Annotated in this window: 14 protein-coding genes; 6 read left to right on the forward strand and 8 right to left on the reverse strand. The window is 65.2% G+C overall.

Annotation, left to right across the window (positions count from 1 at the left end; translation table 11 throughout):
- Positions 1 to 223: 223 nt before the first annotated feature.
- From trmA to doeA, 5 genes are all read right to left on the reverse strand, one after another.
- A complete protein-coding gene (gene trmA / locus HXS65_RS07295; RefSeq protein WP_176493541.1) occupies positions 224 to 1,354 on the reverse strand; it encodes a tRNA (uridine(54)-C5)-methyltransferase TrmA in 1,131 nt (376 codons plus the stop codon).
- Between the two features lie 173 nt (positions 1,355 to 1,527).
- Positions 1,528 to 2,457: a glutamate racemase gene (murI, locus tag HXS65_RS07300; protein WP_176493542.1), complete on the reverse strand. Its 930-nt coding sequence runs from the start codon at positions 2,455 to 2,457 to the stop codon at positions 1,528 to 1,530.
- Between the two features lie 50 nt (positions 2,458 to 2,507).
- On the reverse strand, positions 2,508 to 3,008 hold the full coding sequence (locus HXS65_RS07305) for an Lrp/AsnC family transcriptional regulator (protein ID WP_240499656.1): 501 nt from the start codon (positions 3,006 to 3,008) through the stop codon (positions 2,508 to 2,510).
- Positions 3,005 to 4,090 (reverse strand): N(2)-acetyl-L-2,4-diaminobutanoate deacetylase DoeB, encoded by a 1,086-nt coding sequence (doeB, locus tag HXS65_RS07310; RefSeq protein ID WP_077378423.1) that lies wholly within the window; start codon positions 4,088 to 4,090, stop codon positions 3,005 to 3,007. Before doeB ends, HXS65_RS07305 begins: the two co-directional genes overlap by 4 nt.
- Positions 4,091 to 4,166: 76 nt before the next feature.
- Positions 4,167 to 5,393, reverse strand: coding sequence for an ectoine hydrolase DoeA (doeA, locus tag HXS65_RS07315; protein ID WP_077378504.1), 1,227 nt, complete (start codon positions 5,391 to 5,393; stop codon positions 4,167 to 4,169).
- Positions 5,394 to 5,734: 341 nt separating this feature from the next.
- On the opposite strand from doeA, the gene HXS65_RS07320 reads away from it, so the two are divergent.
- A complete protein-coding gene (locus HXS65_RS07320) occupies positions 5,735 to 6,691 on the forward strand; it encodes a glyoxylate/hydroxypyruvate reductase A (RefSeq protein WP_308483175.1) in 957 nt (318 codons plus the stop codon).
- A gap of 10 nt (positions 6,692 to 6,701) precedes the next feature.
- Here HXS65_RS07320 and HXS65_RS07325 read toward each other — a convergent pair whose 3' ends face one another.
- The gene (locus HXS65_RS07325; protein WP_077378421.1) at positions 6,702 to 7,169 is read right to left on the reverse strand and encodes an Lrp/AsnC family transcriptional regulator; all 468 of its coding nucleotides are present in this window, start codon (positions 7,167 to 7,169) and stop codon (positions 6,702 to 6,704) included.
- A 119-nt stretch (positions 7,170 to 7,288) separates the two neighbouring features.
- On the opposite strand from HXS65_RS07325, the gene HXS65_RS07330 reads away from it, so the two are divergent.
- Complete coding sequence (locus tag HXS65_RS07330; protein WP_176493543.1) at positions 7,289 to 8,536, forward strand: PLP-dependent cysteine synthase family protein; 1,248 nt, start codon at positions 7,289 to 7,291, stop codon at positions 8,534 to 8,536.
- A 121-nt stretch (positions 8,537 to 8,657) separates the two neighbouring features.
- Here the strand turns inward: HXS65_RS07330 and HXS65_RS07335 are convergent, their stop codons facing one another.
- Entirely contained in the window at positions 8,658 to 9,218 is a 561-nt protein-coding gene (locus tag HXS65_RS07335; protein ID WP_077378415.1) for a DJ-1/PfpI family protein, read from the reverse strand.
- Positions 9,219 to 9,569: 351 nt separating this feature from the next.
- On the opposite strand from HXS65_RS07335, the gene HXS65_RS07340 reads away from it, so the two are divergent.
- From HXS65_RS07340 to HXS65_RS07350, 3 genes are all read left to right on the forward strand, one after another.
- Entirely contained in the window at positions 9,570 to 10,367 is a 798-nt protein-coding gene (locus HXS65_RS07340) for a hypothetical protein (protein WP_176493544.1), read from the forward strand.
- Positions 10,368 to 10,592: 225 nt separating this feature from the next.
- The gene (locus tag HXS65_RS07345; RefSeq protein ID WP_077378410.1) at positions 10,593 to 11,519 is read left to right on the forward strand and encodes a lysine exporter LysO family protein; all 927 of its coding nucleotides are present in this window, start codon (positions 10,593 to 10,595) and stop codon (positions 11,517 to 11,519) included.
- Between the two features lie 73 nt (positions 11,520 to 11,592).
- Positions 11,593 to 12,633 (forward strand): LacI family DNA-binding transcriptional regulator, encoded by a 1,041-nt coding sequence (locus HXS65_RS07350; RefSeq protein ID WP_176493545.1) that lies wholly within the window; start codon positions 11,593 to 11,595, stop codon positions 12,631 to 12,633.
- Here the strand turns inward: HXS65_RS07350 and HXS65_RS07355 are convergent.
- The gene (locus HXS65_RS07355; RefSeq protein WP_308483176.1) at positions 12,596 to 13,246 is read right to left on the reverse strand and encodes a gluconokinase; all 651 of its coding nucleotides are present in this window, start codon (positions 13,244 to 13,246) and stop codon (positions 12,596 to 12,598) included. The two genes, HXS65_RS07350 and HXS65_RS07355, sit on opposite strands and share 38 nt — an antisense overlap.
- A gap of 372 nt (positions 13,247 to 13,618) precedes the next feature.
- On the opposite strand from HXS65_RS07355, the gene HXS65_RS07360 reads away from it, so the two are divergent.
- Complete coding sequence (locus tag HXS65_RS07360; RefSeq protein WP_077378405.1) at positions 13,619 to 14,977, forward strand: gluconate:H+ symporter; 1,359 nt, start codon at positions 13,619 to 13,621, stop codon at positions 14,975 to 14,977.
- The last annotated feature ends 146 nt before the right edge of the window (positions 14,978 to 15,123 follow it).

Below are 15,123 nucleotides of genomic sequence, written 5' to 3' on the forward strand. Positions count from 1 at the left end.
ATGACATCTGTGCATCGGGTATTGACTTGCGCCTCGCGTCATGAAACGAAAGTCTAACAAGGCGTTCATCGAGACAGACACGACGAGGCCCCGCCGCCACTATCACTCCCGATGGCTCATGGAGCCGGATCTGGAGTCTAGTTGGCAACGGGGCCTCGGCTTTTCAAGCGTCGAGGCGGAAAACGCTCCGCCGTCTCTCACTTGCTGACACGCCTGCTTTCACTCACTTCCTGACGAGATAGACCCCACACTCCAGGTGGTCGGTATAGGGGAACTGGTCGAACAGCGCGAAACGCTCGATGCGATGCGTGCGGCACAGCACCTCGAGATTCTCGCTCAGCGTCTGCGGGTTGCAGGAGATATAGACGATGCGTTCGTAGCGCGCGGTCTGCTCGCAGCTGTCGGCATCGAGACCGGCGCGCGGCGGGTCCACCAGCACGGTGCGGAAGTCATGATTCTCGAGGTCCATCTCCGCCACGCGACGCCCCTCCTTCTCGCCGGCCAGTGCCAGCGAGAAGTCCTCGGCGGACATGCGCGCCACCTGGGCATTGTCGATGCCATTGGCCGCCAGATTGACCTGCGCCGAGGCCACCGACGTCCGCGAGATCTCGGTGGCCAGCACGCGACGGAAGTTCTCGGCCAGCGCGATGGTGAAATTGCCGTTGCCACAATAGAGCTCGACCAGATCGCCCTGCTCCCGGCCTTCCGCTCGCGCCTTGTCCGGATGGGTCACGTCGCGCGCCCAGCTGAGCATGGAGCGGCAGATCTCGGCGTTGGGCTGGGTGAAGCTGTTCTCGACCTGCTGATAGACATATTCACGTCCATCGACCTCGAGACGCTCGAAGACGTGATCGCGCGTCAGCACGAGGTGCTGCTTGCGTGAACGCCCGATGATCATGATGTCGAGTTCCTGCTCCAGCGCGCGCGCCTCGGCTCCCCAGTCCTCTTCCAGCTTGCGGTGATAGATCAGCGTGACCAGTGCCTCGCCACTCAGGGTGGTGAGGAATTCACACTGGAACAGACGCTCACGCAGCACCGGACTGGCCTTGAGCCGCTCACGCAGCAGCGGCATCAGCGTATTGATGCGCTGGCTGGCCACCGGGAAGTCGTCCATCCGCACGACCGTCTTCTTCTTGTTGCCCTCGTCGTCGAATTCCACCTCGAACATCGCATAGTAGAGGTCGTCATCCTCATGCCAGATACGAAATTCGCAGCGCATGCGGTAATGACTGGGCGGCGAGGGAAACACCTCGAGCTCCGGCGCATCGAAGGCGGCGAAACGGGCGCGGGTCTGCTCGGCCTTCTCGGCAAGCTGCTGTTCATACTGACTGGGATCGACGACGGCGATAGCCACACTGACTCCTGCCTGCGGGCATACCGCAGCACTGAAACGATGAGCAAAGGGACGCGGATGGGGTCATGGCAAGCCATGCCGATCACGTCCATTCAAAGGTTGGGCGCGCTAGCCTACCACCGGCAGCGCGAAGCTCAAGCACGGGTTGGTGACTCATGCAGCGACTGGGGCCGTCAGGGGCCGAGCGCGAGTCCTCGAGGGGCGGCAAACCCCTGGCTTTCAAGTGCAGTGGCAAGGCCGGGCTGACAGGCATCCGTCGCCAGGGCGATGCCTGCGTCAGACACCTCGTCTTGCGCCAGCGTGGCCTGCGCCGTGCGGGCTGGCAACTCCAGCACCTGGGCCACGCGCCGTGCGATCGCCGCGCCGGAATCCACCAGCGCCAGCGGTGGTTCACCCGGCGCATTCCTGCCCAGGGCGCTGGCGATATCCGCGCTGAGCAGCGGGAAGTGGGTACAGCCGAGAATCACCACCTCCAGCCCCGGTACCGCCGCGAGATCCGCCAGACTCGCCGCGACCACCTCGGGGCGAGCCGCCTCGCCACGCAGACGGCGCTCGGCCTCGGCGACCAGCGGGTCCGCCGCGACGCGAATCACCTGGCAGTCCGCCGCGAAATCATGGATCAACTGCTCGGTATAGGCACGCCTCACCGTGGCGGAGGTGGCCAGCAAGCCGAACACTGGCGGCTCGCCCTGTGCGCGGCGCACCGCGCTCTGACGGCTGCGCGCCAGCAGCGCGGCAGGCTTGATCGCCGGCACGGTACCGATCACCGGAATCGACAACGTCTCGCGCAATGCCTGAAGCGCCAGCGTGCTGGCGGTATTGCACGCCACCACCAGGGCACGCGCTCCACTTGCCTCGACCGCCGCCGCACACACCTGCGCGATGCGCGTCACCAGCCAGTCATCGGCCTTGGTGCCGTAGGGGAGCGCGGCGTTGTCACACACATAGGCCAGCGGCAACGTCGGCCATTGGCGGCGAATCTCCGCCGCCACCGAGAGTCCTCCGACCCCCGAATCGAAGATCAGCACCGGCGCGTCAGGCGCGTCAGATAGGACATGGGACTGGCTGACAACGGAGCCTGAAGGGGCGGTGGAAGGCGCCATGATGATGATATCTCGCGCTGCGAAAGAGGAAGGTCGGCTGCAATGGCGCGCTATTTTACCTGCTTGGTGACGATGTAGGTGAAGTAACGATCGATCCCCAGCTCGGAGACCAGCCAGCGGTCGATCAATCGCTGGTAGGCATCGATGCTCGCCGTCTCGAGACGCAGCAGATAATCCACGCCGCCGCCGACCGCCACGCACTCGATCACCTCGTCCGCCTCGCGCATGGCGCGCTCGAAGCGCTGGAAGCTCTCGGCATCGTGATGCTTGAGGTGTATCTCCACCCATACCGGCGTGCGCGGGGCTGCCACCACGGCGCCGCCGCGCTGAGCCTCGAGCAGCGCCTGATTGATGCGCGCCGAATAGCCCTCGATGATGCCGGCCTGCTCAAGGCGCTTGACCCGCTCCCAGCACGGGCTGACCGACAGATTGATCTCCTCGGCCAGCCGCGACTTGGTGATGCGACCATCGCGCTCGAGGATCGCCAGAATCTTCAGATCGAAGGCATCAAGCCTGGGCGCGGGCATCGCGCGCGCAGCGCCTGAACTCATGAGGCATCTCGCGCCAGATCGTCCACCACCTCAGCGATCACCGCCAGCGTATCGCCGAGACTGACCTGCGCCGGGAAGCGCCGTGCCACCAGCACGCCGTCGCGCTCGGCACGATATTCCACCGCCGGCTGACCGGCCCGCCCCAGCGGGTAGACCCGAGCCACGCACTGCCCCGCGCTGACCTGCTCACCCAGCGCCACGCACAGTTCCAGCAGGCCTTCATGCTCACTCTGCACGTAGCAGCTGGCGTCCGGCATGTCGATCAGCAGCGGCCTGGCCGCCTGGTCGGCATGGCGTCGCTCGACATCGCCCTCCAGGTCGGCACGACTGCGTTCGCGCAGCACGCCACTGAAGGCGAGGAAGTTGTCGACGCCACGGTCGGCGATCGCCTGGCGCTCAGGCGTGGTGGAACCGCCGCCCCCCAGCTCCGTGGTCACGAAGACCTTGCCCTGGCGTTCCACGGCAGTGTCGTAGAGCGCCTCGGCATCCAGCTCGAACATCATCATCGCCGAAGGCGCACCGAAGGCCAGCGCGCCGGCCAGACTCTCGGCTTCCTGATGACGGCACTGCTCCACGCCCAGCGACGCCTCGAGATAGTCCAGGCGGTGCGCGGCCGCGAACGGCAGGATATCCAGGGTGCGGCCACCGGAATGCAGGTCCAGCGCGTAGTCACACTGCGGTACCAGCACCCGGGTGAAATAGTCGGCGATCTGCTCGGTAGGTCCCCCCTCGGGATCGCCGGGGAAGCTGCGATTGAGATTGCCGCCATCAAGTGGCGAGCAGCGCCGGCCGGCCTTGGCCGCCAGCGCATTCATGGTCGGCACGATGATGACACGCCCCTGCACGTCCTCGGGCGTGAGGCGGGCCGCCAGCTTGTAGAGCGCGGTGATGCCCTCGTACTCGTCACCGTGATTGCCGCCGGTGAGCAGCACCGTGGGGCCTTCACCGTTGGCGATCACGCTGATCGGGGTCATCACGGCACCCCAGGCAGACTCATCGGTGGAAATCGGCAGCTTGAAGAAGCCGTGCTGAAGGCCATCGGCGTTCAGGTCAATGGTCAGGCTGACGGGAGATTCACGCATGACAGGCCTCCTTGGCCGGACGAACTCACAACAACAAAGGCGTATGGCATCGCATCACTGACGAACGGCCAGCCCGTCACTTGACGAACAGCTGGCGGGGCACGTCACACAATGGCTCGGCACCATTCTCGGTGATCAGGATCGACTCGGTGATCTCGAGCCCCCAGTCATCCATCCACATGCCGGGCATGAAGTGGAAGGTCATGCCCGGTTCCAGCACCGTCTCGTCACTGGGGCGCAGACTCATGGTGCGCTCGCCCCAATCCGGCGGATAGCTGATGCCGATGGGATAGCCGCAACGTGCGCCCCCCCGGTCGAAGCCGTACTTGTCCATCGCCGCGCCCAGCGCCAGCGCGATGTCGCAGCAGCGATTGCCCGGCCTGGCGATGGCCAGGCCACTTTCGATGCCTTCCAGCAGGGCGGACTCGCCGCGCACGAAATCGCGCGGCGGCCGACCGAGAAACACGGTGCGCGAGAGCGGCGCGTGATAGCGCTTGTAGCAGCCGGCGATCTCGAAGAAGGTGCCCTCGCCCTCGCGAAACGGCGTGTCATCCCAGGTCAGGTGAGGGGCAGCGGCATCACTGCCGGTCGGCAGCAATGGCACGATGGCCGGATAGTCGCCGCCGAGAATCTCGCCATTTGGCCCGACAACACCCTCGACCCCGACACGATAGATCTCGGCGACCAGTGCGCTCTTGGGCAGGCCCGGCTCGATCATCTCGAGGATGCGCGAGTGCATGCGCTCGACGATGCGCCCCGCCACGCGCATGTAGGCGATCTCCTGCTCGGACTTGATCGCCCGACACCAGTTGACCAGCGAGTTGGCGTCCACCAGTCGAGCGTGGGGCAACTCCTTGACCAGCGCCAGATGGGCACGCGCCGAGTAGTAGTAGTTGTCGAGTTCGACCCCCACCACGCCGTCGTGCCAGCCGCGCTGCGGCAGGATCGACTGGGCGAGAAACTCCATCGGATGCATGTCCGGATTCTGCACGTAGTAATCCGGATACCACAGGATGTTGTCCTCGCCCATCCAGCAGGTACGCAGCGCGCCGTTGCCGTCCTGACGGCGTCCGTACCAGACTGGCTCACCGCTCAGACCCAGCAGTACACATTGGTGCACATAGAAGGACCAGCCGTCATAACCGGTCAACCAGGCCATGTTGGAGGGGTCGGAAATCACCATCACATCGATGCCGGCACGCGCCATCGCTTCCCGGACACGCTGGATACGGGCGTGATATTCCCCGATGGTGAAGGCCTGGCGTCCGGCCGACAGTGGCCGCGGTACCCAGTTGTCGGGCATCGCCTGCGCTTCGCCATTCGGCAAGTTGTTGAGCCCCGCGAATGGAGGCTGGGCAATAGGCGGATGCGACGGGAATTGGCTCATGCAGCGCTCCTGTTCAATCAGGCCTTGAGGCAAGCAGCACGTCGGGGCGGAGCCTTACGCGCGCCTCTGGTGCCCAGAGCCGTCAACGTATATGCGAACATCCGAATTCCCCTCTTGATTCGAGTCTGTCACTCTGCCGACAGCGGGTCAAAGGCGACTCTGGCACTGTCGCCCTTCCCTTCGGCCCTTGCAAGGGCCGCGCCATCATCACGACATCACCGGGAAATACTCCAGGACCTTTCAGGAGACTCTTTCAGATGAGCCACATGCGAATTCTGGTACATCACGAGCGGGCAGAACGCTGGTGCGAGGCACTGCGTGAGCGTCTGGACAGCAGCGACATCGAGATCCTCGCCGATGACGGCGAGACCCTGGGCGACATCCTGGTGGTGTGGGCACCCCCGGCGGCACTGTTCGAGCGGCATCGCGATCACGACGTGAAGGCGATTCTCAATCTGGGTGCCGGCGTGGACAGCCTGCTGGCCAATCCCGCCCTGCCTCGAGAGGTGCCGGTGCTCAAGCTGCGCGATGCCGGCATGGCCAGCCACATGCTCGATTACGTACGCTACGGCCTGCTGCACTTCCGACGTGACTTCGATCGCTACGCTGTCCAGCAGTCAGAGCGTCACTGGGCGCCACATCGCGTGGTGCGCGCCAGGCATTATCCGGTCGCGGTGCTCGGCCTGGGTGCCATCGGCCGGCAGATCGCCGAGGCGCTGGCGGCAGACGGCTACCCCGTGCATGGCTTCAGCCGCAGCGCCCACACCCTGGAGGGCGTGACCTGCCACCATGAACAGGGGGAAGGCGGTCGCTCGCTCAAGGCAGTGCTGGGAGATGAAACGCTTGGCCTCAAGGCGGTGATCAACCTGCTGCCCAACACCACCGCCACTCGCGACGTGCTGAATGCAGAGGTCTTCGCGGCCCTGCCCGATGACGCCGTGCTGATCAATCCCGGCCGCGGCAGCAGCGTGGTCGAGGAGGATCTGCTCGCGGCGCTGGAGAAGGATCAGTTGCGCGGCGCACTGCTGGATGTCTTCCAGCATGAGCCGCTCGCCGGCGACAGCCCGCTGTGGCAGCACCCGAAGGTGATCATCACCCCGCACGCCGCCGCCCCGACCCCGGTCTCCGAGGCCGCCGACCAGCTGGCGGAGAACATCCGCCGCGTGCAGCGCGGTGAGCCCCTGACGGGCATCAGTCTGGAACACGGCTACTGAGACGTGCGTTTCACACCGGAAGCGCAGTGGTCGACTTGAGACACTCCATCGCGAAGCGTGCCGAGACATCGGTGAGGTCATCGAGGGTATTGACCAGCTGCTTGTAGACGCGGTCGTAGGCATTCATGTCCGCGACCTGAACCTTGAGCAGGTAGTCATAGTCGCCCGCCATGCGATAGAACTCGGTGACCTCCTCGATCTCCTCGATCACCGCCACGAACCGTTCGAACCAGGCCCGCGAATGATCGCGGGTCTTGAGTTGCACGAAGGCGGTCAGCCCCAGCCCGACCCGCTCGGCATCCAGCAGCGCCACCCGCGCGGTGATCACCCCGCATTCCTCCAGCCGCTTGAGGCGTTTCCAGCAGGGTGAGGTGGTCAGATGCACCGACTCCGCCAGTGCCGCCAATGACAGGCTGGCATCACGCTGCAACAGCCGCAGCAGCGCGCGGTCCGTGGCATCGAGCACAATTTTCTCCATACTCCCTCCTCACGACAAAATCTTGCTACAGAACATGGCCTACGCCATGACAACTGGCAAGTTTTGCCTGACAGCCGGTCGTACCATGAAGGCTCCTCCCCGCGACAGGAACCGCTGCCATGCCGACCACTGCCTTTCCCCCTCGCTCGCCGTGTGCGCCCTCTTCACTCGCCACTCCCTCGGAGGGCTTGCTGCACAGGACGCCTCTGGAAGCATGGCGACAGGAGTGCCTGGCACAGCTGGCCGCCTTGAAGGCAGCCACGCCCGTCACTCCGCTCAGGGAGCTTGCGCTTTGCGGGCTTGGCGAGGCGCGCGTGCTGATCAAGGACGAGCGCGCCCACGCCAGTGGTTCACTCAAGCATCGACTGGCCATGGCGTTGTTCGAGCAGGCCTTGAAGCAAGGCTGGCTCAGTCCCGGACGCCCGGTCATCGACGCCTCGTCAGGCTCCACGGCGGTCTCTGAAGCGTGGCTGGCACGCCGCCTGGGGCTGGAATTCATCGCCGTGGTGCCCAAGGGCACCGCATGTAACAAATTGAGGGCGATTCGTGACGAGGGCGGGCGTGTCGTGGAGATCGAGAATGCCGTCCACCTCTGCCAGTCCGCCCAGGCGCTGGCCGAGGACAGCGGCGGCCACTTCCTCAACCAGTTCCAGCATGCCGCCACGGCCAGCGACTGGCAGAGCGAGACAAGCCTGCCGGGCGAGTGTCTGGCACAGATCGCCGAACGCGAGCTGCCGGAGCTTGAAGCGGTCTTTCTCGGCGCTGGCACCGGCGGCAGCGCCGCCACCTTCGCGCGCCATCTGCGTCACAAGGGTCTTCTTCGCCACTCGGGGCCTCTACACCACACGGGGCCTCTACACCACACGGGGCCTTTTCACCACTCGGGGCCTCTACACCACAGGGGCCATGGCGCTCGCGTGATCGGTGTGGACCCCGAACACTCCGTCTATCATGCCTGCTGGCAGCACCATCACACCCATGGCACCCGCATGACCTCACTGCCCGCGCCTCAGGCACCCAACCCCATCGAGGGCATTGGCCGCCCCTGTGTACTGGAGGCGTTCGACCCCGTGCACTTCGATGATTATCGACGCATCGCGGATGCCCGCAGCCAGGCGGCGGCACTATGGCTGGCAGAGCATGCCGGGCTTGCCGTCGGGCCCTCCACCGGCACCGCCTTCGCGGGCCTGCTGGAAACCCTCGAGCTCAAGCACGCCCGCGGCGAGGCGCTGACGGGTAGCTGGCTGCTGCTGGCCTGTGATCATGCCAGCCGCTACGCCAGCACCCTGGGCGACCCCGTCTGGCGGGCGGAACACCAGTCACGCCTCGCCCCGCATCGCGCCTGGATCGAGAGACTCACCGCCTGAAACGACGACACCCCGCCAAGGCGGGGTGTCGTCGTCGAGCATCACGAGGCGCGATGGCAGCTCGTGCCACGGCTCATGTCAGTCGCAATGCATGTCAGCCGCAATGGAGGTCAGTCACGCCTCATGCCAGCAGGGCATTGAACTGACGCAGCCACTCCGGGTGGGCCGGCCAGGCCGGCGCGGTCACCAGCTTGCCGGAGGTCACGGCATCGGTGACTTCCAGTGACACGAATTCGCCACCTGCCAGCTTGACCTCCGGCGCGCAGGCCGGATAGGCGCTGACGCGATGGCCTTCCAGCGACATGGCAGCCGCCAGCAGCTGCGGGCCATGGCAGACGGCGGCGATGGGCTTGTCGGCCTCGACGAAGTGACGCACCAGGTTCAGCACGCGCTCGTCCAGACGCAGGTACTCGGGGGCGCGACCACCGGGGATCAGCAGCGCATCGTAGTCTTCCGCCTTGAGGTCGGCGAAGCTCGCGTTGAGCGCGAAGTTGTGACCCGGCTTCTCGGTATAGGTCTGATCGCCTTCGAAGTCGTGGATCGCCGTCTTGACGATATCGCCTTCACGCTTGTCCGGGCATACCACATCGACCCGATGACCCATCGCCTGTAGCGCCTGGAACGGCACCATCAGCTCATAGTCTTCCACAAAATCTCCGGCAATGATGACAATGCTGGCCATGATGATCTCCTGATTGAACAAACGGGGTTGGCATCACTGCATCGCGCTCGCCTGACATCACCTCTGCCTGACATGTCGGGAAGCCTGCAGCTCACGCACAAGGCGTTCCCAGAGTACCTGTCCGGCGCGCATGAGCAAGCGCTGAAATAGCGTCCTGTGCCTGATGCGCCTGTCATCGGGGCCATCGCCAGCGGGCCCTCATGCGTCATCCACGACTTGCAGGAGAGGTGCGCCAGCGCGAGGGAACCTTGCATGCGGCCACGCTGCCCAATCATCATGCTCTCGCCCCGAACGACACCACTCCCCAAGGGCGGCCCCATTTGCGGACAGAAAGCTTCGACAGGAGTCACCATGCTTGCCCTTGTACCACGACGAATCCACTGGACACGCCTGCGACGGATACCCTCGCCTCGCCGCCTGAACGGCTGGCTTGGCGCGATGCTGCTGGGATCAGCCCTGTTGAGCACGGCGCAACAGGCGAGCGCTGACGTGAGCAGCGCGGAGTCTCCCGTGCCCTTCACCGCTCAATACACCCTGGTGCTGGACGGCTGGCCGGATGTGCCCATCACGCAGCGCATCAGCCAGAGCGGGGAGCTTTACATCGCCAGCATGGAGGCCTCCATCAAGGTGGCCAGCGGCTACGAGCAGGGACGCTTCCTCCTCAAGGAGGGCCAGCTGCAGCCGGCCGGGTATCGTTCCGGTTATCGTCTGGCGGGTATCGGCAAGGACTACAGCCGCGAGGCACCCGAGCCTGACGAGACGCTCCTCCCCGACCGCCAGACCCTGCTGGTACTGCTGAGCCAGCAGGCCGATGCCCAGTGGGCCGCGGGAAGTTGCCTGACGGGAGCCCCCTGTGCGCTGGAATATCTGGATCACAAGGGGCGCACCCGGACACTGATGTATGAGATCCAGGCACAGGAATCCCGCGTGGCCGCCGGTCAGACCTTCCGCACCCTGCGGCTGGACACCTGGCGCAAGCATCGTGATCAGAAGCACTACCGCCTGTGGCTGGCCCCCCGCTGGCCGGGCCTGATGGTGGCTCTCGACTACCTCGACTACGAGGACAGCCCCGCAGGTGAAGTCCCTAAGCGCTCCGCACATCTGACCCTCGACCGGCTCAGCAGCTCGCGGCGCCAGGCCAGTCCGTGACCCGTCGTGAGGCTCGGTGTCCGGTGCTCTGAGTCCAGAACTCAGTGTCCAGGCCGCGGCATAAGCCGCGCTGATCCCCCATCAGCAGTTATCGCGCAGGATCCACTCCCGGGGATACCCTCTGTCCCCGGCAATCGTTACAGTAACCCTTCCCAGTGATACTCACTGACAATCAATCGCTTACGTCGCTCTGGTCCTGTCGACGGCCAATGACAAGGAAAGGTCATGCTCTCGGGTCTCATCTTCATCCTGCTGCCGCTGATTCTCGGCTATCTGGTGCGTATCGAGCAGCCCGCACGTCTGGCGGTCGTCAATCAGCTGGTGAATGCCTCGATCTACGTCATCCTGTTCCTGATGGGTATGGGGCTTGCCGGGCTGGAGCAACTCGGCGCCGGCATGGCCGCCATGAGCGGGCAGGCGGTGATTCTGTTCGCCATCATCACGCCATTGAATCTGCTGGCACTGTGGGCGCTGTCACGTCGCAGTGCACTGCGTGCGGATGCCTCACGCGTGGTGGAAGGAGCGCCGATGACCCGCTGGGAAGCGCTGTCCGGCTCCCTGACACTGGCGGCGGCGGTCGCGCTGGGCGTCGCGGCGGGCGTCGTGCTGGGACTGATGGAGATCTCGCTCGACACCGACACCCTGGCCGAGTGGGCACTCTATGCCCTGCTGGCGCTGATCGGCTGCCAGCTGAGAAGCTCCGGCATGAGCCTGCGCCAGATCCTGCTCAACCGCCATGGCCTGTTCATCGCGCTGACGGTGATGGCGAGCTCGCTGCTGGGCGGACTGCTGGCGGCACCGCTTCTGGCACTCGACTGGAATCAGGGCATGGCGATGTCGGCCGGTTTCGGCTGGTATTCGCTGTCAGGCATCCTGATCGGTGATCAGCTCGGGCCGATTCTGGGTGGCGCAGCCTTCTTCAATGACCTGAGCCGTGAACTGCTCGCCTTCCTGTTGATCCCGCTGACCATCCAACGCTTCACGCCGCTGGCCATCGGCTTCGGCGGCGCGACCTCGATGGACTTCACTCTGCCGGTCATCCAGCAGACCGGCGGTGTTGCCTGCGTGCCCGTGGCCGTCGTATCCGGCTTTCTGCTCTCGCTGGCCTCGCCGCCGATGATCCTGTTCCTGCTCTCGCTCAGCCACGTCTGACGTCGTGGTCCTTGCCGATGACACCCCGGAACGGTGACACTCGGCCTCTCTCTTTCCAGCGCCTGACATTGCCATGCCGCCTCTGCATCACACTCCACCGCGCCCCAGACGCGTGACGCTCGCCGACATCGCCGCTCGCCTGGGCGTGACCAAGGTCACGGTCTCGCGCGCGCTCAACCAGCCCGAAAAGGTCTCCGCCGCCATGCGCGAGCGGGTACGGGAGTGCGCCCGCGAACTGGGTTACATGCCCAACCGTCAGGCCGGCAGCCTCGCCAGTGGTCGCTCCCGGCTGATCGCGCTGCTGATCCCGTCACTGTCCAATGCCGTGTTCTCGGAACTGCATCGAGGGCTTGAGGCACCGCTGGCCGCCGCCGGCTATCAGCTGCTGATCGGCCATACCGGCTATTCGATGGAAGAAGAGGAGCGCCTGATCGAGACCTGGCTCTCGTTCGGCGTGGACGGTCTGGTGCTGTGCGGCAGCCGCCACAGCGAACGCGTCACCGAGATGATCGCGCGCTCCGGCTGTGCCGTGGTGGAGTGCATGGAAAAGCGTGAGGCGCCACTGGACATGGCGGTGGGGCTGGATCAGCACGCCGCCGGCCGCGCCATGGCGGAGGCGATGATCGAGAGTGGCCGCCGGCACATCGGCTTTCTGGCCGCGCGCATGGACCGCCGCGTCGAGCAGCGTCTGGCGGGCTGGCGCGCCGCCGTCGAGGCCGCCGGCCTGTCACAGGAGTACCTGATGACCACTCCGGCACCCTCAAGCGTCAAGCTGGGCGGCGAATTGCTGGACGAGATGCTGACTCGGTGGCCGAATCTCGACGCCGTCTTCTGCTGCAACGACGACCTGGCCGCCGGTGCACTGTTCGAGTGTCAGCGTCGCGGCCTGGAAGTGCCGGCACGGCTGGCGCTGGCCGGCTTCAATGGTCTGGAGATGACCCGTGGCACCTGGCCTGCGCTTGCCAGCGTGGTCACGCCGCGCCGAGAGATCGGCGAACGCACCGCCGCCCTGCTGCTGGCACGCCTGAGCGGCGATCACGCCTCCACGCCGCGTGGCCTGTGGGAAGACCTGGGCTTCAGCCTGCAGAGAGGCGGGAGTCTGCCCCGGGCGTGAGCGCTTTCGAGGATGCGTGCTGCGCCGTCAGCTGCTGACATACCTGTTCGACCAACGCCTGCGGTGTGGCACTGATGTCGAGGGTATAGACGCGCTCCGTCTCACGCTCAGGCACCTCCAGGGTCGCCAGCTGGTCATCGAGCATGGCGGCGCCCTTGAAGAAGTGATCGGTGCGCGCCTCCAGGCGCTCCAGCAACAGCTCGCGCGTGCCTTCCAGGAACACGAAGCCCAGCGCCGCATCCCCGCCACGCAGCTGATCGCGATAGCGTCGCTTCAGCGAGGAGCAGGCCAGCACCAGACTGCGTCCCTCGCGACGCGCCTCATCGATCAGCTCGGCCAGACGGGCCAGCCAGCCATGGCGGTCTTCATCATTGAGCGGGATGCCGCGCGCCATCTTGGCCACGTTGGCCTCGCCATGATAGTCATCACCGTCGATGAACTGCGCCCCCAGACATGCCGCCAACGCCTGGCCGACATGCGACTTCCCGCACCCGGACACGCCCATCACCACCAGTCGCACCCCACCCTCGGGCAAGGTGACGCTCTCATCGTCCAGCGCGACGCTGCCCTGAGCGGACGCCGTGGATGACACCCCTTCTGCCTGCTGCTGCATGACACCCCTTCCCCTTGAAGAATATCCGTGTTGTCTGTCGTCCCACCTTGCCACCCGGGCCGGCCACGGCGAACCCTGCGTGGCGAGCCCATGAGCGGCGGCGCTGCGCAGGATACCCCGCGCAGCATCATCCATGTCGTGGCGACCCGGCGACATGCACCTTTCGGATCATTGCACAGACGCTTATGTTACCGGTAACTTTCATCCTGCACGAAGCAACAGGTCTTGCACAACAGGTCTGCACAACAGGTCTGCACAACAGGTCTGGCAAAACCGGCCCTGCACCACAGGCCTCACACGACACGCCTCACACCATACGCCCAAGGCCGTGGCAGATCGCCCCGCCACCGCCAGCCGCAAGAGTTCGCCATCATGTCCCCAGATAGCACCCTCGTCCTTGCCGCCCTCGGCGGTATCCTGCTGCTGCTGTACCTCGTCATGCGTCTGCGCCTGCACGCCTTCGTCGCCCTGCTGGTGGTGAGTCTGGGGGTCGGGCTGGCCACCGGCATGCAGCCCGACGCCATCATCGATTCCGTCACCAACGGCATGGGCAACACCCTGGGCTTCGTGGCCACCGTGGTCGGGCTCGGCGCGATGTTCGGCAAGATGCTGGAAGTGTCCGGCGGCGTCGACCGCATGGCCAATACCCTGCTGGGGCGCTTCGGGACCTCACGTTCCCAGTGGGCGCTGGCGCTGACCGGCTTCCTGGTCGCGATTCCGGTATTCCTGGATGTGGCCTTCATCATCCTGGTGCCGCTGGTCTATGCACTGGCACGCCGCAGCGGCCGCTCGCTGCTCTATTACGGCATTCCGCTGCTGGCCGGTCTGGCCGTCACCCACTCCTTTATTCCGCCGACGCCGGGGCCGATCGCGGTCGCCAAGCTGATCGGTGCCGACCTCGGCTACGTGATCCTGTTCGGGGCGCTGTGCGGTCTGCCGGCGATGATCGTCGCGGGGCCGATCTTCGGTCGCTTCATCGCCAAGCGTATCGATGCCAAGATCCCGGAGTACATGGAAAATGCTGGCAGCGTGATGAGCGATGAAGAGGTCAATCAGCGCGCCCCGGGCTTCGGGTTGATCCTGTCCATCGTGCTGCTGCCGCTGGCGCTGATCGTGCTCAACACCGTCTCCGGCTTCCTGTTCGGTGACGACAGTCCGCTGGTCGGCTGGCTGGGCTTTCTCGGCCATCCCTTCGTGGCGCTGAGTCTGGCCACGCTGATGGCCTTCACACTGCTGGGCACGCGTCGCGGCATGACGCGTGAACAGGTGATGGAAGTCGCCACCAAGGCACTCGAGCCGGCCGGCATCATCATTCTGGTCACCGGGGCTGGCGGTGTCTTCAAGCAGATGCTGATCGACTCCGGCGTCGGTGACGTGCTCGGCACCCTGATGGCCGACAGCAATCTGCCACCGATCCTGCTCGCCTTCCTGATCGCCACCGCGGTGCGTGTCATCCAGGGCTCGGCTACCGTGGCGATGATCACCGCCGCCGGTCTGATGGCGCCGGTCATCGATACGCTGGCGCTGTCCGGCCCGGTGCTGGGGCTGGTGGTGATCGCCATCGCCAGTGGCGCCACCGTGCTCAGCCACGTCAATGACTCCGGCTTCTGGCTGGTCAGCCGCTACTTCGGCCTGACCGAGAAGGACACCCTGAAAAGCTGGACGGTGATGGAGACGTTGATCGGCGTGATCGGCGTCAGCATGGCGCTGCTGATCGGGCTGTTCCTCTAGACACCCGCGACCCGGAGCGCTGACGAAAAGCTGCCACGTCATGTGGCAGCTTTTTTTGTGCCTGGCAAATGCCAGAATTCCCTATCGCGCCGTCTTGCACGCTATTTCCCACTTTTGCATTGCGCCTACATGACATCATGCGATCA

The sequence above is a fragment of the Cobetia sp. 5-25-4-2 genome (assembly GCF_013374075.1).
Taxonomy (GTDB): Bacteria; Pseudomonadota; Gammaproteobacteria; order Pseudomonadales; family Halomonadaceae; genus Cobetia; species Cobetia marina.

Coding starts and splice junctions, on each gene's coding strand:
- murI (WP_176493542.1), bottom strand. CDS start 2,457: ATGGCGCCTTCCACCGCCCCTTCAGGCTCCGTTGTCAGCCAGTCCCAT.
- HXS65_RS07305 (WP_240499656.1), bottom strand. CDS start 3,008: ATGAGTTCAGGCGCTGCGCGCGCGATGCCCGCGCCCAGGCTTGATGCC.
- doeB (WP_077378423.1), bottom strand. CDS start 4,090: ATGCGTGAATCTCCCGTCAGCCTGACCATTGACCTGAACGCCGATGGC.
- doeA (WP_077378504.1), bottom strand. CDS start 5,393: ATGCCCGACAACTGGGTACCGCGGCCACTGTCGGCCGGACGCCAGGCC.
- HXS65_RS07320 (WP_308483175.1), top strand. CDS start 5,735: ATGAGCCACATGCGAATTCTGGTACATCACGAGCGGGCAGAACGCTGG.
- HXS65_RS07325 (WP_077378421.1), bottom strand. CDS start 7,169: ATGGAGAAAATTGTGCTCGATGCCACGGACCGCGCGCTGCTGCGGCTG.
- HXS65_RS07330 (WP_176493543.1), top strand. CDS start 7,289: ATGCCGACCACTGCCTTTCCCCCTCGCTCGCCGTGTGCGCCCTCTTCA.
- HXS65_RS07335 (WP_077378415.1), bottom strand. CDS start 9,218: ATGGCCAGCATTGTCATCATTGCCGGAGATTTTGTGGAAGACTATGAG.
- HXS65_RS07340 (WP_176493544.1), top strand. CDS start 9,570: ATGCTTGCCCTTGTACCACGACGAATCCACTGGACACGCCTGCGACGG.
- HXS65_RS07345 (WP_077378410.1), top strand. CDS start 10,593: ATGCTCTCGGGTCTCATCTTCATCCTGCTGCCGCTGATTCTCGGCTAT.
- HXS65_RS07350 (WP_176493545.1), top strand. CDS start 11,593: ATGCCGCCTCTGCATCACACTCCACCGCGCCCCAGACGCGTGACGCTC.
- HXS65_RS07355 (WP_308483176.1), bottom strand. CDS start 13,246: ATGCAGCAGCAGGCAGAAGGGGTGTCATCCACGGCGTCCGCTCAGGGC.
- HXS65_RS07360 (WP_077378405.1), top strand. CDS start 13,619: ATGTCCCCAGATAGCACCCTCGTCCTTGCCGCCCTCGGCGGTATCCTG.